The 25,948-nt window shown below is 66.6% G+C and carries 23 protein-coding genes; 19 read left to right on the plus strand and 4 right to left on the minus strand.

Annotated elements, in window-relative coordinates; genetic code table 11:
* Positions 1 to 36: 36 nt before the first annotated feature.
* Both KDW96_RS20840 and gap read right to left on the minus strand, forming a co-directional pair.
* On the minus strand, positions 37 to 501 hold the full coding sequence (locus tag KDW96_RS20840) for a methylglyoxal synthase (RefSeq protein WP_255838128.1): 465 nt from the start codon (positions 499 to 501) through the stop codon (positions 37 to 39).
* Positions 502 to 538: 37 nt separating this feature from the next.
* Positions 539 to 1,546 (minus strand): type I glyceraldehyde-3-phosphate dehydrogenase, encoded by a 1,008-nt coding sequence (gene gap / locus KDW96_RS20845; protein ID WP_255838129.1) that lies wholly within the window; start codon positions 1,544 to 1,546, stop codon positions 539 to 541.
* Between the two features lie 132 nt (positions 1,547 to 1,678).
* Here gap and edd point away from each other — a divergent pair, with 132 nt between their 5' ends.
* The 4 genes from edd (at position 1,679) to KDW96_RS20865 (ending at position 6,794) form a co-directional block, all read left to right on the plus strand.
* Entirely contained in the window at positions 1,679 to 3,505 is a 1,827-nt protein-coding gene (gene edd / locus KDW96_RS20850) for a phosphogluconate dehydratase (protein ID WP_255838130.1), read from the plus strand.
* Positions 3,502 to 4,464, plus strand: coding sequence for a glucokinase (locus KDW96_RS20855; RefSeq protein WP_255838131.1), 963 nt, complete (start codon positions 3,502 to 3,504; stop codon positions 4,462 to 4,464). Before edd ends, KDW96_RS20855 begins: the two co-directional genes overlap by 4 nt.
* 148 nt (positions 4,465 to 4,612) lie before the next feature.
* Positions 4,613 to 5,347, plus strand: coding sequence for a response regulator (locus KDW96_RS20860; protein WP_255838132.1), 735 nt, complete (start codon positions 4,613 to 4,615; stop codon positions 5,345 to 5,347).
* Positions 5,337 to 6,794, plus strand: a complete 1,458-nt coding sequence (locus KDW96_RS20865; protein ID WP_304665566.1) for an ATP-binding protein — start codon at positions 5,337 to 5,339, stop codon at positions 6,792 to 6,794. Before KDW96_RS20860 ends, KDW96_RS20865 begins: the two co-directional genes overlap by 11 nt.
* Positions 6,795 to 6,846: 52 nt before the next feature.
* On the opposite strand, the gene KDW96_RS20870 is transcribed toward KDW96_RS20865, so the two are convergent.
* Positions 6,847 to 7,359 carry a MarR family winged helix-turn-helix transcriptional regulator gene (locus KDW96_RS20870; protein ID WP_255838133.1) on the minus strand — a complete coding sequence of 171 codons (513 nt, stop codon included), beginning with the start codon at positions 7,357 to 7,359 and terminating at the stop codon, positions 6,847 to 6,849.
* Between the two features lie 77 nt (positions 7,360 to 7,436).
* Here KDW96_RS20870 and KDW96_RS20875 point away from each other — a divergent pair, with 77 nt between their 5' ends.
* From KDW96_RS20875 to gpmI, 13 genes are all read left to right on the plus strand, one after another.
* On the plus strand, positions 7,437 to 8,342 hold the full coding sequence (locus tag KDW96_RS20875) for an EamA family transporter (protein ID WP_255838134.1): 906 nt from the start codon (positions 7,437 to 7,439) through the stop codon (positions 8,340 to 8,342).
* A gap of 52 nt (positions 8,343 to 8,394) precedes the next feature.
* Positions 8,395 to 9,012 (plus strand): nitroreductase family protein, encoded by a 618-nt coding sequence (locus KDW96_RS20880; protein WP_255838135.1) that lies wholly within the window; start codon positions 8,395 to 8,397, stop codon positions 9,010 to 9,012.
* A 328-nt stretch (positions 9,013 to 9,340) separates the two neighbouring features.
* Positions 9,341 to 10,594 carry an ABC transporter substrate-binding protein gene (locus KDW96_RS20885; protein WP_255838136.1) on the plus strand — a complete coding sequence of 418 codons (1,254 nt, stop codon included), beginning with the start codon at positions 9,341 to 9,343 and terminating at the stop codon, positions 10,592 to 10,594.
* A gap of 126 nt (positions 10,595 to 10,720) precedes the next feature.
* Positions 10,721 to 11,629, plus strand: a complete 909-nt coding sequence (locus KDW96_RS20890) for a carbohydrate ABC transporter permease (RefSeq protein ID WP_255838137.1) — start codon at positions 10,721 to 10,723, stop codon at positions 11,627 to 11,629.
* Positions 11,622 to 12,455, plus strand: coding sequence for a carbohydrate ABC transporter permease (locus KDW96_RS20895; RefSeq protein ID WP_255838138.1), 834 nt, complete (start codon positions 11,622 to 11,624; stop codon positions 12,453 to 12,455). The genes KDW96_RS20890 and KDW96_RS20895 overlap by 8 nt, the downstream gene beginning before the upstream one ends.
* A 10-nt stretch (positions 12,456 to 12,465) precedes the next feature.
* Positions 12,466 to 13,623, plus strand: coding sequence for an ABC transporter ATP-binding protein (locus tag KDW96_RS20900; protein ID WP_255838139.1), 1,158 nt, complete (start codon positions 12,466 to 12,468; stop codon positions 13,621 to 13,623).
* A 326-nt stretch (positions 13,624 to 13,949) separates the two neighbouring features.
* Positions 13,950 to 15,176, plus strand: a complete 1,227-nt coding sequence (locus tag KDW96_RS20905; RefSeq protein ID WP_255838140.1) for a maltoporin — start codon at positions 13,950 to 13,952, stop codon at positions 15,174 to 15,176.
* 6 nt (positions 15,177 to 15,182) lie between these two features.
* Entirely contained in the window at positions 15,183 to 16,100 is a 918-nt protein-coding gene (locus KDW96_RS20910; RefSeq protein ID WP_255838141.1) for a D-hexose-6-phosphate mutarotase, read from the plus strand.
* Positions 16,101 to 16,459: 359 nt separating this feature from the next.
* A complete protein-coding gene (gene pyk, locus KDW96_RS20915; protein ID WP_255838142.1) occupies positions 16,460 to 17,908 on the plus strand; it encodes a pyruvate kinase in 1,449 nt (482 codons plus the stop codon).
* A 29-nt stretch (positions 17,909 to 17,937) separates the two neighbouring features.
* A complete protein-coding gene (locus KDW96_RS20920) occupies positions 17,938 to 18,099 on the plus strand; it encodes a hypothetical protein (protein WP_255838143.1) in 162 nt (53 codons plus the stop codon).
* On the plus strand, positions 18,092 to 19,399 hold the full coding sequence (eno, locus tag KDW96_RS20925; protein ID WP_255838144.1) for a phosphopyruvate hydratase: 1,308 nt from the start codon (positions 18,092 to 18,094) through the stop codon (positions 19,397 to 19,399). Before KDW96_RS20920 ends, eno begins: the two co-directional genes overlap by 8 nt.
* Before the next feature lie 112 nt (positions 19,400 to 19,511).
* Positions 19,512 to 21,137, plus strand: coding sequence for an NADP-dependent glyceraldehyde-3-phosphate dehydrogenase (locus KDW96_RS20930; protein ID WP_255838145.1), 1,626 nt, complete (start codon positions 19,512 to 19,514; stop codon positions 21,135 to 21,137).
* Positions 21,138 to 21,148: 11 nt separating this feature from the next.
* Positions 21,149 to 22,672, plus strand: a complete 1,524-nt coding sequence (gene gpmI, locus KDW96_RS20935) for a 2,3-bisphosphoglycerate-independent phosphoglycerate mutase (protein WP_255838146.1) — start codon at positions 21,149 to 21,151, stop codon at positions 22,670 to 22,672.
* 53 nt (positions 22,673 to 22,725) lie between these two features.
* Here the strand turns inward: gpmI and KDW96_RS20940 are convergent, their stop codons facing one another.
* Positions 22,726 to 23,586: a MurR/RpiR family transcriptional regulator gene (locus KDW96_RS20940; protein WP_255840589.1), complete on the minus strand. Its 861-nt coding sequence runs from the start codon at positions 23,584 to 23,586 to the stop codon at positions 22,726 to 22,728.
* 182 nt (positions 23,587 to 23,768) lie between these two features.
* On the opposite strand from KDW96_RS20940, the gene zwf reads away from it, so the two are divergent.
* Together zwf and pgl are read left to right on the plus strand one after the other, a co-directional pair.
* Positions 23,769 to 25,238 (plus strand): glucose-6-phosphate dehydrogenase, encoded by a 1,470-nt coding sequence (zwf, locus tag KDW96_RS20945; RefSeq protein WP_255838147.1) that lies wholly within the window; start codon positions 23,769 to 23,771, stop codon positions 25,236 to 25,238.
* On the plus strand, positions 25,225 to 25,938 hold the full coding sequence (gene pgl / locus KDW96_RS20950) for a 6-phosphogluconolactonase (RefSeq protein WP_255838148.1): 714 nt from the start codon (positions 25,225 to 25,227) through the stop codon (positions 25,936 to 25,938). Before zwf ends, pgl begins: the two co-directional genes overlap by 14 nt.
* Positions 25,939 to 25,948: the final 10 nt, after the last annotated feature.

Here is a 25,948-nt window from a genome sequence, read left to right on the forward strand (position 1 = left end):
GGAGGGGAGCGCCGGGGATATCCCGGCGCCTGTGGCCTATTGGCGGCTTGCGAGGTAGCTGGCGTAGTCCGGGATGCGGTATTCGTGCGCCTGCTCGAGCAGCGCGCTACCGAGCAGGTAGTCGGCGCTGCTTTCGTTGCAGGCGACTGGAATATTCCACACCGCGGCAACCCGTAGCAGGGCCTTGACGTCCGGGTCGTGAGGCTGCGGCTCGAAGGGGTCCCAGAAGAACACCAGGATGTCCACCTGGCGTTCGGCGATACGGGCGCCTAGCTGCTGGTCGCCGCCGAGCGGGCCGCTGATCATGCTCTCGACCGGCTGCTCCAGGCGCTTGCCCAGCAGCAGGCCAGTGGTGCCGGTGGCCAGCAGGTGATGCCTGGCCAGTCGCTCGCGCTGTCGTTCGGCCCAGTCGAGCAGGAAGGCCTTGCAGTGGTCATGGGCGACCAGGGCAATGCGCTTGCGCGCCGGCATGGCGGCCGTGGTAAAGCTGATGCGGCTCATCGGGGCGTCCTGGTTGGGGGCTGACGGGGCGCGAGCCTCAGGCTTCGGGGGCGTTGCACAGGGCCAGGCAGCTGTCGAGCATGCGGTTGGAGAAGCCCCATTCGTTGTCGTACCAGGCCATGACCTTGACCAGCTTGCCGCTGACCTTGGTGTGGTTGGCGTCGAAGATCGACGACAGTGGATTGTGGTTGAAGTCGCAGGACACCAGGGGCAGGCTGTTGTAGCCGAGCACCGGCGACTTCTCGCTGGCGGCCTTGAGCAGGGCATTGACCTCCTCGGCGCTGGTTTCGCGCTTGACCTGCAGGGTCAGGTCGACCAGCGAGACGTTGATCACCGGCACCCGCACGGCCATGCCGGTCAGCTTGCCGGCCAGTTCCGGGAGCACCAGGCCCACTGCCTCGGCGGCGCCGGTCTTGGTCGGGATCATCGACTGGGTCGCCGAGCGCGCGCGATAGGGGTCACCGTGATAGACGTCGGAGAGGTTCTGGTCGTTGGTGTAGGCGTGGATGGTGGTCATCAGGCCCTGCTCGATGCCCAGCTCGCGCTGCAGCACCTGGGCCACCGGGGCCAGGCAGTTGGTGGTGCAGGAGGCGTTGGAGATGATCTGCATGGACTGGCGCAACAGGTTCTGGTTGACGCCGAACACCACGGTGGCGTCGGCGCCCTTGGCCGGGGCCGAGATGATCACCTTGCGTGCGCCGGCAGCCAGGTGGGCGGCGGCCTTGTCGCGCTCGGTGAACAGGCCGGTGCACTCGAAGACCACGTCGACCTGCAGGGCCTTCCACGGCAGTTCGGCAGGGTTGCGGATGGCGCTGACGGCGATGCGGTCGCCGTTGACGGTCAGGCTTTCGCGATCGGATTCGACCTCGCCCTCGAAGATGCCGTGCACGCTGTCATATTTGAGCAGGTGGGCATTGATCGCGCTGTCGCCCAGGTCGTTGATGGCCACGACCTGCAGTTGCTGGCGATAGTTCTGGCTGTACAGGGCGCGCAGGACGTTGCGACCGATGCGGCCGAAGCCATTGATGGCGATTCGTAGGGTCATGGCTGTGGTCTCGTGAATTTGTTGTTGGAATTACAAGATTATATCCGCAGGTATAGAAATCAAGCCTTTTTACTGGCAATATTTTTGTAGTAAGTACAAAATATCGCCATTCGCCAGCCTGGAGTCGACAACATGCATCCCCGCGTCCTTGAGGTAACTGACCGCCTGATCGCCCGCAGCCGCCCCACGCGCGAGCGCTACCTGGCGATGATTCATGCGGCCGCCAGCGAGGGCCCGCAGCGCGGCAAGCTGCAGTGCGCCAATTTCGCCCACGGCGTGGCCGGTTGCGGCAGCCAGGACAAGCAGACCCTGCGCCTGATGGACGCGGCCAACGTGGCCATTGTTTCTGCTTATAACGACATGCTCTCGGCTCATCAGCCGTATCTGGACTATCCCGAGCGGATCAAGCAGGCCCTGCGCGAGGTCGGCTCGGTCGGCCAGTTCGCCGGTGGCGTGCCGGCCATGTGCGACGGGGTCACCCAGGGCGAGCCGGGCATGGAGCTGGGCATCGCCAGCCGCGAGGTGATCGCCATGGCCACCGCCGTGGCCCTGTCCCACAACATGTTCGATGCGGTTGTCTACCTGGGCATCTGCGACAAGATCGTCCCGGGCCTGATGATGGGCGCCCTGCGTTTCGGCCACCTGCCGAGCCTGTTCGTGCCGGCCGGCCCGATGCCGTCCGGTCTGTCGAACAAGGAGAAGGCCGATGTGCGCCAGCGCTACGCCGAGGGCAAGGCGACCCGCGATGAGCTGCTGGAGGCGGAGATGGCCGCTTACCACAGCCCCGGTACCTGCACCTTCTATGGCACCGCCAACACCAACCAGCTGTTGATGGAGGTGATGGGCCTGCACCTGCCGGGCGCCTCCTTCGTCAATCCGGGTACCCCGCTGCGCGACGCCCTGACCCGCGAGGCGGCGCAGCAGATCACCCGTCTGACCAGGCAGAGCGGCCAGTTCATGCCGCTCGGCGAGATCGTCGACGAGCGCTGCCTGGTCAACTCCATCGTGGCGCTGAACGCCACCGGCGGCTCGACCAACCATACCCTGCACATGCCGGCCATCGCCCAGGCCGCCGGCATCCAGCTGACCTGGCAGGACATGGCCGATCTGTCGGCCGTGACCCCGACCCTGGCCCACGTCTACCCCAACGGCAAATCCGACATCAACCACTTCCAGGCCGCCGGCGGCATGGCTTTCCTGATTCGCGAGCTGCTCGAGGCCGGTCTGCTGCACGAAGATGTCAACACCGTGGCCGGCCGTGGCCTGTCCCGCTATACCCGCGAGCCCTTCCTCGAGGACGGCCAGCTGGTGTGGCGCGACGGCCCGAGCAAGAGCCATGACGAAAGCGTGCTGCGCCCGGTGGCCAATCCCTTCTCCGCCGAGGGTGGCCTGCGCCTGATGCAGGGCAATATCGGTCGCGGGGTCATGAAGGTGTCCGCCGTGGCGCCCGAGCACCAGGTGGTCGAGGCGCCGGCGCGGGTGTTCCAGGACCAGCAGGAGCTGGCCGATGCCTTCAAGGCCGGCGAGCTGGAGCGCGATTTCGTCGCGGTGATGCGCTTCCAGGGGCCGCGCAGCAACGGCATGCCCGAGCTGCACAAGATGACCCCCTTCCTCGGCGTGCTGCAGGACCGTGGCTTCAAGGTGGCGCTGGTCACCGACGGGCGCATGTCCGGCGCCTCGGGCAAGATCCCGGCGGCCATCCATGTCTGCCCCGAGGCGTTCGATGGCGGCCCGCTGGCGCGGGTACGCGATGGCGACGTCATCCGCGTCGACGGCAAGAGCGGCGAGCTGCAGGTGCTGGTCGACGCCGCCGAGCTGGCCGCCCGTGAGCCGGCGCTCGACACCCTGTCCAATGCCGTGGGCTGTGGTCGCGAACTGTTCGCCTTCATGCGCCAGGCCTTCAGCTCGGCCGAGCAGGGCGCCACGGCCTTCACCAGCAGCCTGGAGTCGCTGAAGTGAATCTGGCGCTGGTCGGCGATATCGGCGGCACCAATGCGCGCTTCGCCCTGTGGCGCGACGAGCAGCTGGAGTCGGTGCGGGTATTGGCCACCGCCGACTACCTGGGGCCGGAGGCGGCGATCAGCGCCTACCTGGCCGAGCTGGGGTTGCCACTGGGGGCGGTGGAGTCGGTGTGCCTGGCCTGCGCCGGGCCGGTCAGCGGCGACCTGTTCCGCTTCACCAACAACCACTGGCGCATCAGTCGCGCGGCGTTCTGCGAGACCTTGCAGGTGCGCGAGCTGCTGCTGGTCAACGATTTTTCCGCCATGGCCCTGGGCATGACCCGCCTGCGCGAAGACGAGCGGCGCCTGGTGTGCCCGGGCGAGCCCGAGGCGAACCGGCCCTGCGTGGTGATCGGCCCGGGCACCGGCCTGGGTGTCGGCACCCTGCTGGAGTCGGCCGACGGCAGCTGGCTGGCCTTGCCGGGGGAGGGCGGTCATGTCGACCTGCCGATCGGCAGTCCGCGTGAAGCCGAGCTGTGGCAGCAGCTGTATCGCCAGCTCGACCACGTGCGCGCCGAGGACGTGCTCAGTGGCGGCGGTCTGCTGCTGCTCTATCGGGCGATCTGCAGCCTCGACGGCCATGCGCCGCGGCTGCAGTCGCCGGCCGAGATCACGGCGGCGGCGCTGGACGGCGATGCCGTTGCCCTGCAGGTGATCGAGCAGTTCTGCTGCTGGCTCGGCCGCGCCGCTGGCAACAACGTGTTGAGCCTCGGTGGGCGCGGCGGCGTCTACATAGTCGGTGGCGTGGTGCCGCGCTTCGCCGAGCTGTTCCTGGCCAGCGGCTTTGCCCGCTGCCTGCGTGACAAGGGTGTGATGAGTAGCTACTTCGACGGTATACCGGTGTGGCTGGTGACGGCCGAGTACCCAGGGCTGATGGGCGCCGGCGTGGCGCTGCAGCAGGCGCTGGGAAGAGGGTAGGCAGGCCGTCCGCAGGCGAGGGTGTTCGCCGGCGTGGACGGTGCCCGATCGTCTTGGCCGAGGCTGCACCTGCACCCCTGGTCGCGCTAAGCTTGCCGCGCGGCGCGCGCACCGCGTGTCGGGCCGACAACAAGAAGGACGGCGAACTGTGGGTCAACCCGGAAAATCCATTCTGCTGGTCGATGATGACCAGGAAATACGCGAGCTGCTGCACACCTACCTGAGCCGCGCCGGCTTCCAGGTGCGCACGGTCGGCGATGGTGCGGGCTTTCGCCAGGGCCTGTGCGCCGAGCCGGCGGATCTGGTGATCCTCGATGTGATGCTGCCCGACGAGGACGGATTCAGCCTGTGCCGCTGGGTGCGCGAGCACCAGCGTTTCGCCCAGGTGCCGGTGATCATGCTCACCGCCAGTTCCGACGAGGCCGACCGGGTCATCGGCCTGGAGCTGGGCGCCGACGACTACCTGGGCAAGCCCTTCAGCCCGCGCGAGTTGCTGGCGCGGATCAAGGCCCTGCTGCGCCGCGCCCACTTCAGTCACGAGCGCGGCAGCGAGGTGCTGGCCTTCGACGAGTGGCGCCTGGACATGGTCAGCCACCGCCTGTTCCATGCCGATGGCGAGGAGGTGATCCTCTCCGGTGCCGATTTCGCCCTGCTCAAGCTGTTCCTCGACCACCCGCAGCAGATCCTCGACCGCGACACCATTGGCAATGCCACCCGTGGCCGCGAGGTGATGCCGCTGGAGCGCATCGTCGACATGGCGGTCAGCCGCCTGCGCCAGCGCCTGCGCGACACGGAAAAGCCCTCGCGGCTGATCCGCACGGTGCGCGGCAGCGGTTACCAGCTGGCGGCCAACGTCACGCCCTATCTCGGCGATGGCCATTAATCCGCGCCGGCTGCTGCCGGTGCCGCGCTCGCTGCTGGCGCGCATGCTGCTGCTGACCCTGCTGGTGGTGTTGCTGGCCCAGGCGCTGTCCAGCGTGATCTGGGTGTCGCAGCTGCGCGCCAGCCAGATGGAGGGGCTGGTCACCAGTGCGCGCAGCCTGGGCCAGTCGATGGCCGCCAGCGTCGGCTACTTCCGCTCCCTGCCCCTGGGCTTCCGGCCGCTGGTGCTCGACCAGCTGCGCAACATGGGCGGCACGCGCTTCTTCGTGTCGCTCAACGACAAGCCCCTGAACATGCAGTGGATGGCGGAAACCCCGCGCAAGCGCGCGGTGCTGGACGAGGTCGACGCGACCCTGCGCGAGCGGCTGGGCAAGGACCTCGACCTGCTGGTGCAATTCGTCAGCCCGGACGACCTGCTGATCTTCAACAGCGCGCTGAAGCTCGACCAGCTGCCGCGCTCCTGGGCCCATTACGCCCTGAGCCTGGAACCGCTGAACCCGCCGGTGCTGGTCACCCAGATTCAGATCGCGCCGAACGAGTGGCTGTACCTGGCCTCGCTGATGCCCGAGCCCTACGTCAGCCTGGAGCAGCAAGGGCTGCCGGCCCAGCAGCTGTGGTTCATCATCCTCACCAGCAGCTTCCTGTTGCTGTTCATCGGGGTGCTGGTGCATTGGCAGAGCCGGCCGCTCAAGCGCCTGGCCGTGGCGGCGCGGGAAATGTCCCTGGGCAGCGAGGTGCAGCCGCTGCCCGAGGCGGGCGGTAGCGAGGTGGTGGAGGTCAGCCGCGCCTTCAACGCCATGCGCGAGCGCATCGGTCGCTATCTGCGCGAACGCAGCCAGTTGTTCAGCGCCATCTCCCATGATCTGCGCACGCCCATCACCCGCCTGCGCCTGCGCGTCGAACTGCTCGATGACGAGGAGCTGCAGGCCAAGTTCAGTCGCGACCTGGATGAGCTGGAGATGCTGGTCAAGGGCGCGCTGCAGTGCGTCAAGGACACCGACATCCACGAGAACATCGAGCCGGTCGACCTCAACTACCTGTTGAACGGTGTGATCGAACCCTACCTGGCGCCGGCCGGCAACGGTCGGGTGACCCTGGACGGCCGGGCGCTGGCCAGTTATTCGGGCAAGCCGCTGGCGCTCAAGCGCTGCATCGGTAACCTGGTGGACAACGCGCTGAAGTACGGCGAGCGGGCCCACCTGCACATCGAGGACGATGGCAAGGCCTTCGTTCTGCACGTCGATGACGAAGGGCCGGGGGTGCCGGAGCAGCGCCTGGAGCAGGTGTTCGAACCGCATTTCCGCCTGGCCGGGCAGCAGCCGGGCTACGGGCTGGGCCTCGGTATCGCGCGCAACATCGCCCACAGCCACGGCGGCGAGCTGAGTCTGCGCAACCTGCGCGACGGGGGGCTGCGCGTGACCCTGATGTTGCCGCGCCAGCCCGATTAGCGCGCCGCACGTCCAAGCAAGGTGCTCGCCAGGCGCCGTAATCCCTGGCGGCTCAGTCCTGGGCCGACTCCAGCATCACCAGCAGCCGGCTCAGACCGGCATCCAGCGCCGCCAGCTCGGCGGCATCCAGCGGCGCCATGATGCGCCGCTCGTTCTCCACATGGGCCGTCACCGCGCGGTCGATCAGGTCCTTGCCGCTGTCCGTCAGGCGCACCAGCAGGCTGCGGGCATCCTGCGGGTTCGCCTCGCGCTGCACCCAGCCGCTGGCCTCCAGGCTCTTCAGGCGGTGGGTCATGGTGCCCGAGGTGACCATCAGGGTGGCGAACAGCTCGGTCGGCGCCAGGCAGTAGGGGGCACCGGAGCGCCTGAGCGTCGCCAGCACGTCGAATTCCCAGAAGCTCAGGCCAAAGGCGGCGAAGGTTTCGTCCAGGCGGCGGCCGAGCAGGGTGGAGCAGCGCTTGAGGCGGCCGATGGTGCCCATGGGGCCGAGTTGCAGGTCCGGACGTTCGCGGCGCCACTGCTCGAGGATGGTGTCTACCGCGTCCGGTCGTCGATCTGTGCTCATCAGGCGAGCCCTTTTATCTTGATATCAAGATTGTTATGTGGGAGGCTCTGATTTTATCTTGAATTGAAGGTAATTGCATGAGCGCCAAGCAAGCGACTGTGTCCTGGGTCGATGTGCTGATCACCGCGCTGGCCCCGGCCATCTGGGGGTCGACCTATATAGTCACCACCGAACTGCTGCCGCCGGACCGGCCCTTCACCGCGGCCCTGTTGCGTACCCTGCCGGCTGGCCTGCTGCTGGTGCTGTACAGCCGCCACCTGCCGGCTCGCGCGTCCTGGGGACGCCTGGCGGTGCTGGCGGCGCTGAATATCGGCTTCTTTCAGGCCTTGCTGTTCATCGCCGCCTACCGCCTGCCCGGGGGCCTGGCGGCGGTGGTCGGGGCGCTGCAACCGCTGCTGGTGATGGGCCTGGTCTGGAGCCTGGACCACCGCCAGCCGGCCAACCTGGCCCTCGGCGCCGGCGTGGTCGGGGTCGCCGGGATGGCCGCGCTGCTGCTTTCGCCGGGGGCGGTGTGGGACCCGCTCGGCATCGCCGCGGCCTTAGTCGGCACCGCCTGCATGGCGGCCGGGACCTACCTGGCGCGGCGCTGGCGCCCCGAGGTGTCGGTGCTGGCCTTTACCGGCTGGCAGCTGCTGCTGGGCGGGCTGTTACTGGTGCCCGTGGCCTGGAGCCTGGATCCGCCGCTGCCGAGCCTGAGCCTCACCCAGGTGCTGAGTTACGCCTACCTGTCGATATTCGGCGCTCTGCTGGCCTACGTACTGTGGTTTCGCGGCATTGCCCGTCTGACGCCGGTCGCGGTGTCGTCCCTGGGCCTGCTCAGCCCCCTGACGGCGGTGATTCTCGGCTGGGCGTTGCTGGGCCAGAGCATGGACGGGGTTTCCCTGCTGGGCATGGTCGCGGTGCTCGGCAGCATCCTGGCCGTGCAGTGGGCGTCCAGCGCGCCGGCGCCGGCGGCCGTGACGCCTGTCCAGTACCAGCGCTGATCTTCAATCTGGCCGCCACCGGCCACAACGGCCAATCACTGAGGAGGATCTCATGTCCGATTTCATCAAGCAGCTCATCGAAGGTCGGATCTCCACGGGCCGCTACGATGTCGAGCGCGACCTGACGGACGAGCAGGTCAGCGAGCTGGTGCGCCTGGCCGCTCGCGCGCCCTCGGCGTACAACCTGCAGAACTGGAAATTCATCGCCGTGCGTTCGGCCGCCGCCAAGGCGCGCCTGCATGCGGCGGCCTACGGCCAGCAGCAGGTGCTGCAAGCGCCGGTCACCTACATCGTCTGCGGCACACTGGCGGCCCATGAGGGGCTCGCGCGGGCGCTCGAGCCCGCCGTGGCAGCGGGGATCCTGGCACCGGAGTTCGCCGAAGGCTGGGTTGCCGCGGCCACCGATTCGCACCAGGGCAACCCGCAATTGCAGCGTGACGAGGCGCTGCGCTCGGCTTCTCTGGCGGCCATGACGCTGATGCTGGCTGCCGAGGGCGTGGGCCTGGCAACGGGGCCGATGAGCGGCTTCGACGCCGCGGCGGTGTCGCGCGAGTTCGACCTGGCCGCCAATGAGGTGCCGGTGATGCTGGTCACCGCCGGCTACCCGGCGCCCGGCAATTGGCCGCAGAAACCGCGCAAGCCGCTACCCGAGGTCATGGCTTTCGCCTGAGCCTTCCCATCGGGCGGACCTGGGGTGTGGACTCGTCGGCCCGGGACGATCGGTTGCGATCGCCCGGGCTTTTCTTTGTGCGAAGGCCTGCCGCAGCGGCGCCGCTGCCGGCATGACGAGGCCCTGGCGCGTATCATGGCGCTCGGTAGCCCATCCGGCTCGATTCCGTCCTGCAATGCCGACGCTGCGCCGGTTCCGGCTTATGTAACAAGGTCGTGACCTTTGTGCATCCCTTCGTTACCCACGGCACACGAGCCCCTGGATACTATTCAATCCAGCGCAAGCATCAGACTTGCCCGTTGATAACAACAACAAATAGGTGCCATTCATGAATGCGATCTCCCGCCTGACAACTGCTGTTTCTCTCGCCTATCTGCTGCCGCTGGCTGCCCATGCCGGTGAAGTCGAAGTGCTGCACTGGTGGACCTCCGGTGGCGAGAAGCGCGCCGCCGACACCCTGCAGAAGCTGGTCGAAGAGAAAGGCCATAGTTGGAAGGACTTCGCCGTTGCCGGTGGTGGTGGCGAAGCAGCCATGACCGTATTGAAGACCCGTGCCGTATCGGGCAACCCGCCTGCCGCCGCCCAGATCAAGGGCCCGGACATCCAGGAGTGGGGCGAGCTGGGTCTGCTGACCGACCTCAACGGCGTCGCCGAGCAGCAGCAGTGGGACAGGCTGCTGCCCGAGCAGGTGGCCAACGTGATGAAGTACGAGGGTGATTACGTCGCCGTGCCGGTCAACGTGCACCGGGTCAACTGGCTGTGGATCAACCCCGAAGTCTTCGCCAAGGCCGGCGCCACGCCGCCGACCACCCTCGACGAATTCTTCGCCGCCGCCGAGCAGCTCAAGGCCGCCGGCTTCATTCCCCTGGCCCACGGCGGTCAGCCCTGGCAGGACAGCACCGTGTTCGAGGACCTGGTGTTCAGCGTCCTGGGCGCGGAGGGCTTCCACAAGGCCTTCGTCGAGCAGGATGAGGCGACCCTCACCGGGCCGAAGATGGTCGAGGCCTTCGCCGCCCTGAAGAAGCTGCGCGGTTACATCGACGCCAACGCCGCCGGTCGCGACTGGAATGCCGCCACCGGCCTGGTGATCAACGGCAAGGCCGGCATGCAGGTGATGGGCGACTGGGCCAAGAGCGAGTGGAGCGCCGCCGGCAAGGTGGCGGGCAAGGACTATCAGTGCCTGCCGTTCCCGGGCACCCAGGGCAGCTTCGCCTACAACATCGATTCGCTGGCCATGTTCAAGCTCAGCGATGAAGACAACCGCAAGGCCCAGGCCGATCTGGCCGAGACCGTCATGTCGCCGCAGTTCCAGGAGTTCTTCAACCAGAACAAGGGCTCGATCCCGGTGCGTCTGGACCAGGACATGAGCGGCTTCGACGCCTGCGCCCAGGCCTCCATGGCCGACTTCAAGGCGGCGGCCGGCAACGGTGGCCTGCAGCCGAGCCTGGCTCACGGCATGGCCGCTTCCAGCTACGTGCAGGGTGCGGTGTTCGATGTGGTGACCAACTTCTTCAACGACCCGCAAGGCGACCCGCAGCGCGCCGCGCAGCAACTGGCCGCCGCGATCAAGGCTGTGCAGTAAGGCAGCCCTGGCCGCCGGCAAGCCCGGCGGCTTTCCCCAGGTGACTCGGCTTTCCGGGTGCGGTGAAAACCGCGCCCTGGATAGTTGCGCCCTGAATCTGTCCCCTCGACGTGATGGACCTGTGTTATGAGCTCAATCGCAGTCTTTACCAAGGCATCAAAGCTGGATGCGCTGCAGCACTGGCTGCCGAAGCTGGTGCTGTCGCCGAGCATGCTGATCATTACGGTCGGCTTCTACGGCTACATCCTGTGGACCTTGCTGCTGTCGTTCACCAACTCGCGCTTCATGCCCAGCTACAAGTGGGTCGGCCTGGAGCAATACCAGCGCCTGCTGGACAACGACCGCTGGTGGGTGGCGAGCAAGAACCTGATGGTCTTCGGTGGCCTGTTCATCGCCATCAGCCTGGTGATCGGCGTGCTGCTGGCGGTGCTGCTGGATCAGCGCATCCGCCGCGAAGGGTTCATTCGCACCATCTTCCTCTACCCCATGGCCCTGTCGATGATCGTCACCGGCACCGCCTGGAAATGGCTGCTCAATCCCGGCCTGGGCCTGGACAAGCTGCTGCGCGACTGGGGCTGGGAAGGCTTTCGTTTCGACTGGCTGGTGGACCCGCAGTACGTGGTGTACTGCCTGGTGATGGCTGCGGTATGGCAGGCCTCCGGCTTCGTCATGGCGCTGTTCCTCGCCGGCCTGCGCGGCGTCGACCAGTCGATCATCCGCGCCGCCCAGGTGGACGGCGCCAGCCTGCCGAACATCTACCTGCGCATCGTCCTGCCGAGCCTCGGTCCGGTGTTCTTCAGTGCCCTGATGATCCTCGCCCACATCGCGATCAAGAGCTTCGACCTGGTCGCCTCGATGACCGCGGGCGGCCCAGGCTACTCCTCCGACCTGCCGGCGATGTTCATGTATGCCCACACCTTCACCCGCGGCCAGATGGGCCTCGGCGCCGCCAGCGCGATCCTGATGCTCGGCGCGGTGCTGGCGATCCTGGTGCCGTACCTGTACTCCGAACTGAGGAACAAGCGCCATGACTAAGCGTGCTCTGACTCCGGGCCGTGTGGCGATCTACGCGACCCTGCTGGTGGCCTGCGCGGTCTACCTGATTCCGCTGGTGATCATGCTGCTCACCAGCTTCAAGACCCCGGACGACATCCGCACCGGCAACCTGCTGTCCTGGCCCGAGCTGTTCACCGCGATCGGCTGGCTGAAGGCCTGGGACAGCGTCGGCGGCTTCTTCTGGAACTCGGTGAAGATCACCGTGCCGGCGGTGCTGATCTCGACCCTGCTCGGCGCCCTGAACGGCTACGTCCTGGCCATGTGGCGCTTCCGCGGCTCACAGCTGTTCTTCGGCCTGCTGCTGTTCGGCTGCTTCCTGCCGTTCCAGGTGGTGCTGCTGCCGGCGTCCTTCACCCTCGGCCAGCTCGGCCTGGCCAACACCACCAGCGGCCTGGTGCTGATCCATGTGGTCTACGGCCTGGCCTTCACCACGCTGTTCTTCCGCAACTACTACGTGAGCATCCCCGATGCCCTGGTGCGGGCGGCACGGCTGGACGGCGCGGGCTTCTTCACCATCTTCGGCAAGATCCTGCTGCCGATGTCGGTGCCGATCATCATGGTCTGCCTGATCTGGCAGTTCACCCAGATCTGGAACGACTTCCTGTTCGGCGTGGTGTTCGCCAGCGGCGATACCCAGCCCATCACGGTGGCGCTGAACAACCTGGTCAACACCAGCACCGGGATCAAGGAATACAACGTCGACATGGCCGCGGCGATGATCGCCGGCTTGCCCACCCTGGTGGTCTACGTGCTGGCCGGTAAGTACTTTTTGCGCGGGCTGACTGCCGGCGCCGTCAAAGGTTGAGGACACAACAATGGCAACCCTCGAACTACGCAACGTCAACAAATCCTACGGCAGCGGTCTGCCGGACACCCTGAAGAACATCGAGCTGTCCATCGACTCGGGCGAGTTCCTGATCCTGGTCGGCCCCTCCGGCTGCGGCAAGTCGACCCTGATGAACTGCATCGCCGGCCTGGAAGACATCACCGGTGGCGCGATCCTGGTGGACGATGGGGACATCAGCGGCATGAGCCCCAAGGACCGCGACATCGCCATGGTGTTCCAGTCCTACGCCCTGTACCCGACCATGACGGTGCGCGACAACATCGCCTTCGGCCTGAAGATGCGTAAGATGGACCCGGCGGCGATCGAGCAGGAGGTCGAGCGGGTGGCCAAGCTGCTGCAGATCGAGCACCTGCTGGGCCGCAAGCCTGGCCAGCTCTCCGGCGGCCAGCAGCAGCGCGTGGCCATGGGCCGGGCCCTGGCGCGGCGGCCGAAGATCTACCTGTTCGACGAGCCGCTGTCCAACCTCGACGCCAAGCTGCGGGTGGAGATGCGTACCGAGATCAAGCTGATGCACCAGCGCCTGAAGACCACCACGGTCTACGTCACCCACGACCAGATCGAGGCCATGACCCTGGGCGACAAGGTGGCGGTGATGAAGGACGGCATCATCCAGCAGTTCGGCACCCCGCAGCAGATCTACAACGACCCGGCGAATCTCTTTGTCGCGAGCTTCATCGGTTCGCCGCCGATGAACTTCATCCCGCTGCGCCTGAAGCGCCGCGACGGCCAGCTGTGGGCCCTGCTCGACAGCGGCCAGGCCCGCTGCGAGCTGCCCCTGGGGGCGATGGAGGAGGGCATGGAGCAGCGCGAGGTGATCCTCGGCATCCGCCCGGAACTGATCCAGCTGGCCCAGGGCGGCGAATCGCTGCAGCCGAGCATCCGCGCCGAGGTCGAGGTCACCGAACCGACCGGCCCGGACACCCTGGTGTTCGTCAGTCTCAACCAGACCAAGGTGTGCTGCCGCCTGGCGCCGGATCAGGCGCCAGAGGTCGGCGCGACCCTTGAGCTGCAATTCGACCCGGATCGGGTGCTGCTGTTCGACGCCCAGAGCGGCGAGCGCCTGTTGCCGGGCAAGGTTCCGGCTGCCGAGCAGGCGGCCAAGGTGGCTCAGCTCAAGGTCCATTGAGTGCATCGGATCGCGGCCCGAGATCTGCCGATGCGGTGCCTCCGGAGCGGCCGCGGCGAGTCCTAGAATCCTTTTATGAATGTTGTTTTATAACAAGCTATTGCCTTGATTGCGGAGTTTGTTACGTGTATCAATAGCGCGCCTTGTTATGTTAACAACATTACATGGGCCTCTGGGTGGTCTGTGTCAGCAGGCCGGTGGTCGAGGTGGTTTGGCTCAGGGCTCGCGGCGCGCATGGTTCCGCGTCTGCGGCTCCCCTGGCGTTGCCTGGGGCTGAGCTGACTGCGCTAAGTAGTAAACACAATAAAAACAAAACTGGAGTGGATATGAGAGCAGCGAAGAGTCTTGGCCTGGCGATTACCCTGGGCTATCTGGCATTACCGGGTGCCGCACAGGCACTGGAGTTCAGCGGTTATGTGCGCAGTGGCGCCGGCAGTTCCGATGGCGACCGCCAGTCGTGCTTCCAGTTGCCGGGGGCGCTGTCGAAGTTTCGCCTGGGCAACGAGTGCGAGCAGTATGCCGAGCTGGATCTGCGTCAGGATCTGCTGACCCTGGACGACGGCTCGGTGGTCAGCGTCGAGGGCATGGCGCAGTTGTTCAACGAATACGGCCATACGCCGGAGTTCACCGGCGACCATGGTTTCTCGCGGATGTCCCAGGCTTATGCGGAGTGGAGCAAGGTACCGGCGCTGGGTGGCGGCTCGCTGTGGGCGGGGCGTCGCTACTACAAGCGCAACGACATTCATATCAGCGACTTCTTCTACTGGAACCAGAGCGCTACCGGTGCCGGCATCGAGGACTACGAGCTGGGCGGCCTGAAGTACAGCTACGCCTTCTCGCGCAAGGACAGCGTGTTCCAGAAGGAGTACATCAACCGCCACGACTTCAACGTCGCCGGCTTCGACACCAACCCCAATGGCGAGCTGGAGTTCGGCCTGAGCTTTATCGACAAGCCTCGGCATATCGAGGGCGCCCACAGCGGCTGGTCGATCACCGCGCAGCACAAGCAGCAGGACTTCCTCGGCATGGGCGGCAGCAACACCCTGGCCCTGCAGTACGGCCCAGGTCCGGGCACTGCCCTGGGCTCGACCGGCGACGTGATGCTCGATGACAGTGCCAAGCGCTACCGCATGGTGGAGCACTTCGACTGGCAGATCACCCCACGCCTGGGTGGCCAGTTCCTGGTGGTCTACCAGAAGGACAGGCGCGCCGACATGGACGACGAGAACTGGCTGTCGGTCGGCGGCCGCACCAGCTATGCCTTCACCGAGCAGTTCAAGCTGGTCGGCGAACTGGGCCACGACCAGGTCGATGCCAGCGGCGGCACGCGCAAGCTGAGCAAGTTCACCGTGGCGCCGACCTGGTCGCCGGCCGGGCCGGGCTTCTGGGCGCGTCCCGAGTTCCGTCTGTACTACACCTACGCGACCTGGAACCAGGCGGCCCAGGATGCCGCCAGCCAGATGGCGGCCGGCTCGGCGCTGTCCGACAGCGGCGTGTTCGGCAGTGCCCGGCATGGCTCGAACTTCGGCGCCCAGGTCGAGTACTGGTGGTAAGGCGCGATGCCGTCGCTTAGGTCGCGGCTTCAGTCCGGCTTGCCGCAAGGCGAGCCGGCAGCTCAGCCAGGGGGCACCGCAGGGCATCCCCTGGCTGAGCTGTTTCTGCAGGCCGACAGCTCGGCGCTGCGCTGGGTGCACCATCAGGGGCGCGAGCTGCTGCTGATCGAGCACCCCCTTTGCCGGGCGGCGTTCAGCCGTCAGGGCGCGCAGCTCCTGCATTTTCAGCCCAGCGGCGACCAGCCCTGGCTGTGGTGCGCCAGTCGCTGGCAGCCCCATGGTCCCGTTCGCGGTGGTGTGCCGATCTGCTGGCCGTGGTTCGGTCGTCACCCGACCGAGAGCGGCTGGCCCTCCCATGGCTGGGCGCGTTTGAGCGATTGGCAACTGCTATCCAGCGAGGTGCAGGCGCAAGGCGTGAGTCTGCGCTGGCAGTTGGAACTGTGTGACTGGCAGGTGACGCTGGAGGCCGAGCTGGGCGAGGCCATGAGCCTGCGCCTGGTCACCCGGCATGCCGACAGCGAACCCTGCCAGCTGAGCCACGCCCTGCATGCCTACTGGCGGGTCGGCGATGTGGCGCGGGTGGCGCTGCTCGGTCTGGAGGGGGCCTGGGGCCACGACCTGCTGAGCCGCAGCGACTGCCTGCAGCAGGGCGAGCTGCGCATCGAGGACGGCTGCCACCGGATCTTCCGGCGTGCCGGCCTGCTGCAGTTGCAGGACCTGGAGTGGCAGCGGCGCCTGCTGCTGGACACCGGCGGCGGCGCCAACAGCGTGGTCTGGCACCCCGGCAGCCGGCCGCTGACCGATGTCGGCTGGAACGAGGCGCTGGGCTTTCTCTGTGTCGAAGCGGCCAGCTGCGGCCTCGACAGCCTGAGCCTGCAGGCCGGCGAAGAAGGTGCCCTGCGGCTGTACGCACGGCGGGGCTGAGGCTTCTGTCCCTGGCGCCGCCGCTCGCCAGAGCGCCTGCGTCGTCCCTCTGTTCCCACCGACACTGGCTGCAGCCCGTGGCGATCCCGCGCGACGCTGCTTCTGGGGGGCGCTCGGCCGCGCCCGGGCCCAAGCCTTTAACCAGCCACTTCAGTTATGTTGTTTTTATTACAACATTTTGCCTTGATTAATCTATTTAATCCGAGTATCAATAGCTGGGTTTGTTAAAGCAACCATATGGTCAGGGGGTAGATGCTCGCGGCTGCGGGCCCTGTGCGCGCCGCACGCCGGTCCCTGTCGGGTCTGCTCGGGCCCAGGTTTGCCCAGTCCGCTTCACACGTCTTTGAGGACACTCAGCTATGCAGCGAAGAACAAAAATTGTCGCCACCCTGGGGCCGGCCACGCAGTCGCCCGAGGCCATCGAAGGCCTGGTATTGGCCGGGGTGGATGTGGTGCGGCTGAACTTCTCCCATGGCAGTGCCGAAGACCACATCGCTCGGGCCGATCTGGTGCGCGAGATGGCGCGCAAGCACGGTCGTTTCGTCGCGGTGCTGGCGGACCTGCAGGGGCCGAAGATCCGCATCGCCCGTTTCGTCGCAGGCAAGGTGCAGGTGCACAAGGGCCAGGTCTTCGTGCTCGATGCCGGGCTGGACAAGAATGCCGGCGACGAGAACGCCGTCGGCATCGATTACGAGGCCTTGATCAACGACAGCCGCCCGGACGATATCCTGCTGCTGGACGATGGGCGGATCGAGCTCAAGGTGCTGCGGCTCGAGGGCAGCAAGCTGGTCTGCGAGGTGCTGGTCGGCGGCCCGCTGTCCAACAACAAGGGCATCAACCGCAAGGGCGGCGGCCTGTCGGCCTCGGCCCTGACCGAGAAAGACTGCGAGGACATCCGCACGGCGGCGCGGATGCAGGTCGACTACCTGGCCGTGTCCTTCCCCCGCGATGCCGCCGACATGCAGCACGCCCGCCGCCTGATGCGCGAGGCCGGCGGCGAGGCCGGGCTGATCGCCAAGATCGAGCGGGCCGAAACGGTCAATGATCTGCGCGTACTGGATGCCATCATCGAGGCGTCCGAAGGCGTGATGGTGGCGCGTGGCGATCTGGGCGTGGAGATCGGCGACGCCGAGCTGGTAGGGGTGCAGAAGCTGATCATCGAGCGGGCGCGCACCCTCAACCGGGTGGTGATCACCGCGACGCAGATGATGGAGTCGATGATCACCCAGTCGATGCCGACCCGTGCCGAGGTGTTTGACGTGGCCAACGCGGTGCTCGACGGCACCGACGCGGTGATGCTCTCGGCCGAGACCGCCGCCGGTGCCTACCCGATCGAAACGGTCGAGGCCATGCGCCGGGTCATCGTCGGGGCGGAGAAGCATCCGCAGACCCATCGCTCCAAGCACCGCATGGATGAGGTGTTCCACAAGATCGACGAGTCGATCGCCATGGCGGCCATGTATGCGGCCAACCACCTGCACGGGGTCAAGGCGATCATCTGCATGACCGAAAGCGGCGACACGCCGCGACTGATGTCGCGGATTCGCTCGCACCTGCCGATCTATGCCTTCTCGCGCAACCCGCGCACGCAGAACCGCGTGGCCCTGTTCCGTGGCGTGCAGACCATTCCATTCGATTGCGACAGCTTCCCGGTGGACGAGGTCAATGCCCGCGCCGTCGATGAGCTGCTGCGCCGTGGCGTGGTGGAGGCGGGTGATCACCTGCTGATTTCGCGGGGCGATCACGCCAATGCGCAAGGCGGTACCAATTGCCTGCGGGTGATCCGCGTGGGCGACCCGATTTGTTGAGCCAGGGGATTTCTGTGATGAACTCGAGCATGCAAGAACAGGCCAAGGGCGCCGTCGCCGACAGCGAACATGGCTGGCCACGGGATTTCGATTTTCGCGAGGCTTATGCCGAGCAGCGTGAACTGCTCGCCGCGGCGCCCTGTGCCGCGCTGAATCCAACTACTGCCAATGGTGCCGAATACGATGAATAGCAAGACCCTTATCCAGCAGGTCGCGGCCCGGGAAATCCTCGATTCGCGCGGCAATCCGACGGTCGAAGCGGTGGTGACCCTCGAGGGTGGCGCGGTCGGCGTTGCCAGTGTGCCGTCCGGGGCGTCCACAGGTACCCGCGAGGCCCTGGAGCTGCGCGACGGCGCGGCACGTTACCAGGGCAAAGGGGTGATGCGGGCGGTGGCCAACGTCAATGGCGCAATCCGTGACTGCGTGCTCGGCCTCGATGCGCTGCAGCAGCGCGCAGTCGACGCGGCGATGATTGCCCTGGACGGCACCGAGAGCAAGGCCGAGCTGGGCGCCAACGCCATTCTCGCCGTGTCCCTGGCCACCGCCCGGGCGGCCGCCTCGGCCCAGGGCCTGGCCCTTTACGAACACCTGGCCGCGCTCTTCGGCGCGCCGGGCCGGTTCAGCATGCCGGTGCCGATGATGAACATCATCAACGGCGGAGAGCATGCCGACAACAACGTCGATATCCAGGAGTTCATGATCCAGCCGGTCGGCGCCGGCTCCTTCAAGGAGGCACTGCGCATGGGGGCGGAGGTCTTCCACTGCCTCAAGGCGGAGCTGAGCGAGCGCGGCCTGAGCACGGCCGTGGGCGACGAGGGCGGTTTCGCCCCCTCGCTGACCTCCAACGAGGAGGCGCTGGTGGTCATCCAGAAGGCGGTGCAGCGTGCCGGCTACGTGCTGGGCCAGGACATCACCCTGGCGCTGGACTGTGCCGCCTCGGAGTTCTACCGCGACGGCCGCTATGTGCTGGCGGGTGAGGGCAAGAGCTTCGACTCCGCAGGCTTTGCCGACTACCTGGCCGGCCTGTGCGAGCGCTACCCGATCGTTTCGATCGAAGACGGCATGGACGAAAGCGACTGGGCCGGCTGGGCCGCGCTGACCGACAAGCTCGGGCAGCGCGTGCAGTTGGTTGGCGACGACCTGTTCGTCACCAATACCAAGATCCTCGCCCAGGGCATCGAGCGCGGCATCGGCAACTCGATCCTGATCAAGTTCAACCAGATCGGCAGCCTCAGCGAAACCTTCGACGCCATTCGCATGGCGCAGAACGCCGGCTACACGGCGGTGATCTCCCACCGCTCCGGCGAGACGGAGGACACCACCATCGCCGACCTGGCGGTCGCCACCTGCGCAGGGCAGATCAAGACCGGCTCGCTGTGTCGTTCCGATCGGGTCGGCAAGTACAACCAGCTGCTGCGCATCGAGGAAGCGCTGCAAGAGCGCGCCCCCTACAGCGCCGAGGCCTTGCTGGCGCGCCGCCAGATCGGCTAGCGCCGAGCCCTGCGCCGCGGCTGCGGGCCGCCGTCGCAGATGTTGTTCGCACCGGGTGAGGGGCTCCAGTGCGCTGGAGTCTCGCCCACTTGCTCTCAGATGAGGTAATGCCATGACCACCGCAAGCCGTCTCAGCTCGCTGTTTCCGACACTGGCCGAGATTCCCGAGGCCTATCGTCTCGGTGCGCCGATCGAGCAGCGCGAATACCTGGTCGATGGCCAGCTGCGCACCTGGGAAGGTCCCGTGGCGCCGGTGCGCAGTCCAGTGTTTCTGGCGACCGAGCAGGGCGACCGGCAGGTGATACTCGGCAGCACCCCGGAGCTCGACGCCGAGTCGGCGTTGCTGGCCCTGGATGCGGCGGTGCGCGCCTATGACAACGGCCAGGGCGCCTGGCCGACCATGCGCGTGGTCGAGCGCATTGCCCATGTCGAGGCCTTCCTGGTGCGCATGCGCGAGCAGCGCGAGCAGGTGGTAAAGCTGCTGATGTGGGAAATCGGCAAGAACCTCAAGGATTCGGAGAAGGAGTTCGACCGCACCTGCGACTACATCGTCGATACCATTGGCGCGCTGAAGGAGCTGGATCGCCGCTCCAGTCGCTTCGAGCTGGAGCAGGACACCCTCGGCCAGATCCGTCGCGTACCGCTGGGCGTGACCCTGTGCATGGGGCCCTACAACTACCCGCTGAACGAGACCTTCACCACGCTGATCCCGGCACTGATCATGGGCAACACCGTGGTGTTCAAGCCAGCCAAGTTCGGCGTGCTGCTGATCCGCCCGTTGCTCGAGGCGTTTCGCGACAGCTTCCCGGCCGGGGTGATCAATGTCATCTACAGTGGTGGTCGCGAAGCGGTCAGCGCGCTGATGGCCAGTGGCAAGATCGACGTGTTCGCCTTTATCGGCACCCACAAGGGCGCCAGTGCCCTGAAGAAGCTGCACCCGCGCCCCCATCGGCTGCGCGCCGCGCTGGGGCTGGATGCGAAGAATCCGGGCATCGTCCTGCCCGAGGTCGATCTGGACAGCGCGGTCAGCGAGGCGCTCAGCGGCGCCCTGTCGTTCAACGGCCAGCGCTGCACGGCCCTGAAGATCCTCTTCGTCCACGAGGAGGTGGTCGACAGCTTCCTCGACAAGTTCACCAGCAGGCTCGCCGCGCTCAAGCCGGGTATGCCCTGGGAGCCCGGCGTGGCGCTGACGCCGCTGCCCGAGGAGGGCAAGACCGACTACCTCGCCGGCCTGGTGGCCGATGCCGTGGCCAAGGGCGCGCGGGTGGTGAATCCCGGCGGCGGCGAGAGTCGCGGCTCGTTCTTCTACCCGGCCGTGCTCTACCCGGTGGCGGCGGACATGCGCGTGTACCAGGAGGAGCAGTTCGGCCCGGTGGTGCCGGTGGTGCCCTACCGCGACCTGCAGACGGTGATCGACTATGTGCTCGAATCCGACTTCGGCCAGCAGCTGAGCATCTTCGGCAGCCACTCCGCCCAGGTTGGTCGTCTGGTCGATGCCTTCGCCAACCAGGTCGGTCGCATCAACATCAACGCCCAGTGCCAGCGCGGCCCGGACAGCTACCCGTTCAACGGCCGCAAGAACTCGGCCGAGGGCACCCTGTCGGTGCACGACGCCCTGCGGGTGTTCTCCATCCGTACCCTGGTGGCGACCAAATTCCAGGACAGCAACAAGGCGCTGGTCAGCGAGATCATTCGCAACCGCGAATCGAGCTTCCTGACTACCGATTACATCTTCTGAAGGCGATCGGCATGACTACCCGTACCCTGATCATTCTCGACGGCATCGGCCTGCGTCAGGAGGCCGAGGCCAATGCCCTGGCGGCGGCGCATACGCCGACCCTGGATGCCCTGTTCCAGCACTACCCGCACAGCCGCATCGCCACCTCGGGGCTGGCCGTCGGCCTGCCCGAGGGTCAGATGGGCAACTCCGAGGTCGGCCACATGAACCTCGGCGCCGGGCGCGTGGTGTACCAGAACTTCACGCGGATCAACAAGGCCATCGCCGATGGCGAGTTCGCCGGCAACCCGGCGTTGACCGAGCTGCTCGACGGGGCCCGGCGTCGCGGCGGCGCCGTGCACCTGCTCGGCCTGCTGTCGCCGGGCGGCGTGCACAGTCACAGCGAGCAGATCCTGGCTGCTTGCCGGGTGCTGGCCGCCCGCGGCATCGAGCGCTTCTACGTGCACGCCTTCCTCGATGGCCGCGACACGCCGCCCAGGAGTGCCCGGGCGGACATCGCCGGGCTGGAGGCCGAGCTGGCGCGCCTGGGCAAGGGACGTATCGCCTCGCTGATCGGTCGCTACTACGCGATGGACCGGGACAACCGCTGGGAGCGCATCGAGGCGGCCCATGGTCTGATAGTCGAGGGGCGCGCCGAGTACCAGGCGGCCAGTGCCGAGGAGGGGCTGGCGGCCGCCTATGGGCGCGGCGAGTCGGACGAATTCGTCAAGGCCACCGCGATCGGTGAGCCGGTGCGGGTGGCGGACGAGGATGCCCTGGTGTTCATGAATTTCCGCCCGGACCGCGCGCGGCAGTTGTGCCAGGCGTTGATCGATCCGGCGTTCGCGGGCTTCAGTCGCGAGCGGGTGCTGGCCAAGCAGCGTCTGCTGACCCTGACCCGCTACTCGGACCGGCTCGACGGCCCCTGCGCCTTCCCGCCGGAGCGCCTGAGCAACAGCCTGGGCGAGTACCTCGCGGGGCTGGGCAAGACCCAGCTGCGGATCGCCGAGACGGAAAAGTACGCCCACGTCACCTTCTTCTTCAATGGCGGCCGCGAGCAGCCCTTCGCCGGCGAGGAGCGCATCCTGGTGGCCTCGCCCGATGTGGCGTCCTACGACCTGCAGCCGCAGATGAGTGCGCCGGAGCTGACCGGGCGACTGGTCGAGGCGATCGCCAGCCAGGCCTACGACCTGATCGTCTGCAACTATGCCAACGGCGACATGGTCGGCCACACCGGCGCCTTCGCGGCGGCGGTCGAGGCGGTGGAGGCGCTGGACCGGTGCCTGGCTCAGGTGGTCGAGGCGACCCTGGCGGCGGGCGGCGAATGCCTGATCACCGCCGACCACGGCAACGTCGAGCAGATGCTCGATGCCGAGTCGGGGCAGGTGCACACCGCCCACACCCTCAACCCGGTGCCGCTGATTCTGGTCAGTGGCCGGGCGGGACAGTTCGAGCTGGCGGACGGGCGCCTGTGCGATATCGCGCCGACCCTGCTACAGCTGATGGGGCTGGCGCAGCCTGCCGAGATGTCCGGGGTGTCGCTGCTGCGCTCATGAAGGAGTCCCCGGGCATCGCCGCCGCGCGGACGGCGGGCGATGCCGGGTGCGGCTCAGTTGGGCTCTTCGTCGGCCGGGTAGCGGCTGGCGGTGAGGCTTTCCTTGATCTTGCGCAGGTGCGGCTGGAAATCCACGCCGCGGCGCAAGGTCATGCCGGTGGCCAGTACGTCGAGCACGGTCAGCTGGATGATGCGTGAGGTCATCGGCATGTAGATGTCGGTGTCCTCGGGTAAGGGAATGTCCAGGCTCAGGGTGCTGGCCTTGGCCAGGGGCGAGCCGGCGGCGGTGAGGCCGAGCACCGAGGCACCGTTCTCCCGCGCCAGGCGCGCCACCTCCACCAGCTCGCGGGTGCGCCCGGTGTAGGAAATGATCACGAACAGGTCGCCGGTATGGGCCACCGAGGCCAGCATGCGTTGCATCAGCACGTCGGCATGGGCCGAGACCGCCAGGTTGAAACGGAAGAATTTGTGCTGGGCGTCCAGCGCCACCGGGGCCGAGGCGCCGAGGCCGAAGAAGTGGATCTGCCGGGCCTGGATCAGCAGGTCGACGGCGCGGCTGACCATCTGCGGGTCGAGGGCCTGGCAGGCGGCATCCAGGGAAGTGATGGCGCTGCCGAAGATCTTCCGCGTGTAGGCCTCGGGGCCGTCGTCGGCTTCCACGGCGCGACTGACGTAGGCCGCGCCGCTGGCCAGGCTCTGCGCCAGCTGCATCTTCAGCTCCGGGTAGCCGTTGACGTCGAACGAGCGGCAGAAACGGTTGACCGTCGGCTCGCTGACCTGGGCGGCTTGCGCCAGGGCGGCAATACTGAAGCGGGTAGCCTGCTGCGGGTTGTGCAGAATCACTTCGGCCACCTTGCGCTCGGCCTTGTTCAGGCTGTCGAGGCGGCTCTGGATCTGCTCCAGAAGATTTCGCACGCGATCCATTTTTGTTCCTCAGGCGGGCGATGAAAGTGCCGGACTATCGTACTGATCGATCCGGATGGCGACCACAGGAATGTGGTTAAGATAAAAAATGTTGTTTTTATTACTACATTGTCTCTTGTAAAAACCCCGTTTACCGGGTATTTCTAGTGCATCTTGATAGAAGAACAAACATTATGCCAACCATATCTGTTGACTCCTGCACCATTGCCTTGTTCGGCGCGCTGGGCGATCTGGCCCTGCGCAAACTGTTCCCGGCCCTGTATCAGCTCGATCGCGCCGGCTTGCTGAATCCCGAAACGCGCATTCTGGCCCTGGCCCGAGAGGGTGGCGAGGCCCAGCAGCACCTGAGCTCGATTGAGCAGCACCTGTGCCGCCACGTGCCGGCCGGTGAGGTCGATGCCGCGGTCCTGCAGCGCTTCCTGGCGCGCCTGAGCTACCTGAGCATGGATTTCCTCGAGGTCGACGCCTACGAGACCCTGGTCGACCAGGTCGGCGGCGCGCAATCGCTGATCGCCTACTTCGCCACGCCGGCATCGGTGTACGGCGGTATCTGCGCCAATCTGGCGCGGGTCGGCCTGGCCGAGCGCACCCGGGTGGTGCTGGAGAAGCCGATCGGCCATGACCTGGAGTCCTCCCGCGCGGTTAACGATGCGGTGGCGGAGTACTTCCCGGAGTCACGGGTCTATCGGATCGACCACTACCTGGGCAAGGAAACGGTGCAGAACCTGATCGCCCTGCGCTTCGCCAACAGCCTGTTCGAGACCCAGTGGAATCAGAATTTCATCTCCCACGTCGAGATCACCGTGGCGGAGAAGGTCGGCATCGAGGGTCGTTGGGGCTACTTCGACCAGGCCGGCCAGCTGCGCGACATGATCCAGAACCACCTGCTGCAGTTGCTCTGCCTGATCGCCATGGACCCGCCGAGCGACCTGTCGGCCAACAGCATCCGCGACGAGAAGGTCAAGGTGCTCAAGGCGCTGGCGCCGATCACCGCCGAGCAACTGGGGCGCCAGGTGGTGCGCGGTCAGTACGTGGCGGGCAGCAGCGACGGCAAGGCGGTGCCGGGCTACCTGGAGGAAGAGAACTCCAATACCCAGAGCGATACCGAGACCTTCGTCGCCCTGCGCGCGGATATTCGCAACTGGCGCTGGGCCGGAGTGCCGTTCTACCTGCGCACCGGCAAGCGCATGCCGCAGAAGCTGTCGCAGATCGTCATTCACTTCAAGGAGCCGCCGCACTACATCTTCGCCCCCGAGCAGCGCCAGTTGATCGGCAACAAGCTGATCATCCGCCTGCAGCCGGACGAGGGCATCGCCCTGCAGGTGATGACCAAGGACCAGGGGCTGGACAAGGGCATGCACCTGCGCAGCGGTCCGTTGCAGCTGAATTTCTCCGACACCTACCGCAGCGCACGGATTCCCGATGCCTACGAACGCTTGTTGCTGGAAGTGATGCGCGGCAATCAGAACCTGTTCGTGCGCAAGGACGAGATCGAGCACGCCTGGGAATGGTGCGATCAGCTGATCGCCGGCTGGAAACGCCTCGGCGATGCGCCCAAGCCCTATCCGGCGGGCACCTGGGGGCCCATGGGGGCCGTGGCCCTGATTACCCGTGACGGGAGGTCCTGGTATGGCGATCTCTGAGCTCGATCTGCCCCTGGGGGTCGTGGCACGCAACCTGAGCGATGCCCAGCAGCTCGCCGAGACCCTCGCCAGCGACGTGGCCGCAGCCTTGCGCGCGGCCATCGACAGTCGGGGCGCAGCCACCCTGGTGGTATCCGGTGGCCGCAGCCCCATCGCCTTCTTCGAGCAGTTGGCACAGCAGCAGCTGCCCTGGTCGCAGGTGGTGATCAGTCTGGCCGATGAGCGCTGGGTGCCGGTCAATCACGCCACCAGCAACGAAGCCTTGGTTCGTTGTCATCTGTTGCGGGGGCCGGCTGCCGAGGCGCGCTTCATCGGCTTGTATCAGGTAGCCGCCAATCTCGAGCAGGCGGCGCTCAAGGCCGACCAGGCATTGGCTGAGCTGCCGCCGATCGATGTGCTGGTGCTGGGTATGGGGGATGACGGCCATACCGCCTCCCTGTTCCCCGGCAGCCCGAATCTGGCCCTGGCCCTGCAGCCTGGCTGTCCCCGGCGCTGTCTGCCGATGCAGGCGCCGAGCGCGCCCCATCAACGCCTCACCATGACCCTGCCGCTGCTTGCCTCGGCGCGTCTGCCCCTGCTGGCAATTCAGGGGGCGGCCAAGCTGGCGACCCTGGGTGAGGCCCTGACCCTGGACGAAGCGGCACAGATGCCGATTCGCGCCTTCCTGCATTCCCCCCTTGAGATTTACTGGTGCCCCTAGGGGCCGAAGG

The sequence above is a fragment of the Pseudomonas benzenivorans genome (assembly GCF_024397895.1).
Taxonomy (GTDB): Bacteria; Pseudomonadota; Gammaproteobacteria; order Pseudomonadales; family Pseudomonadaceae; genus Aquipseudomonas; species Aquipseudomonas benzenivorans_A.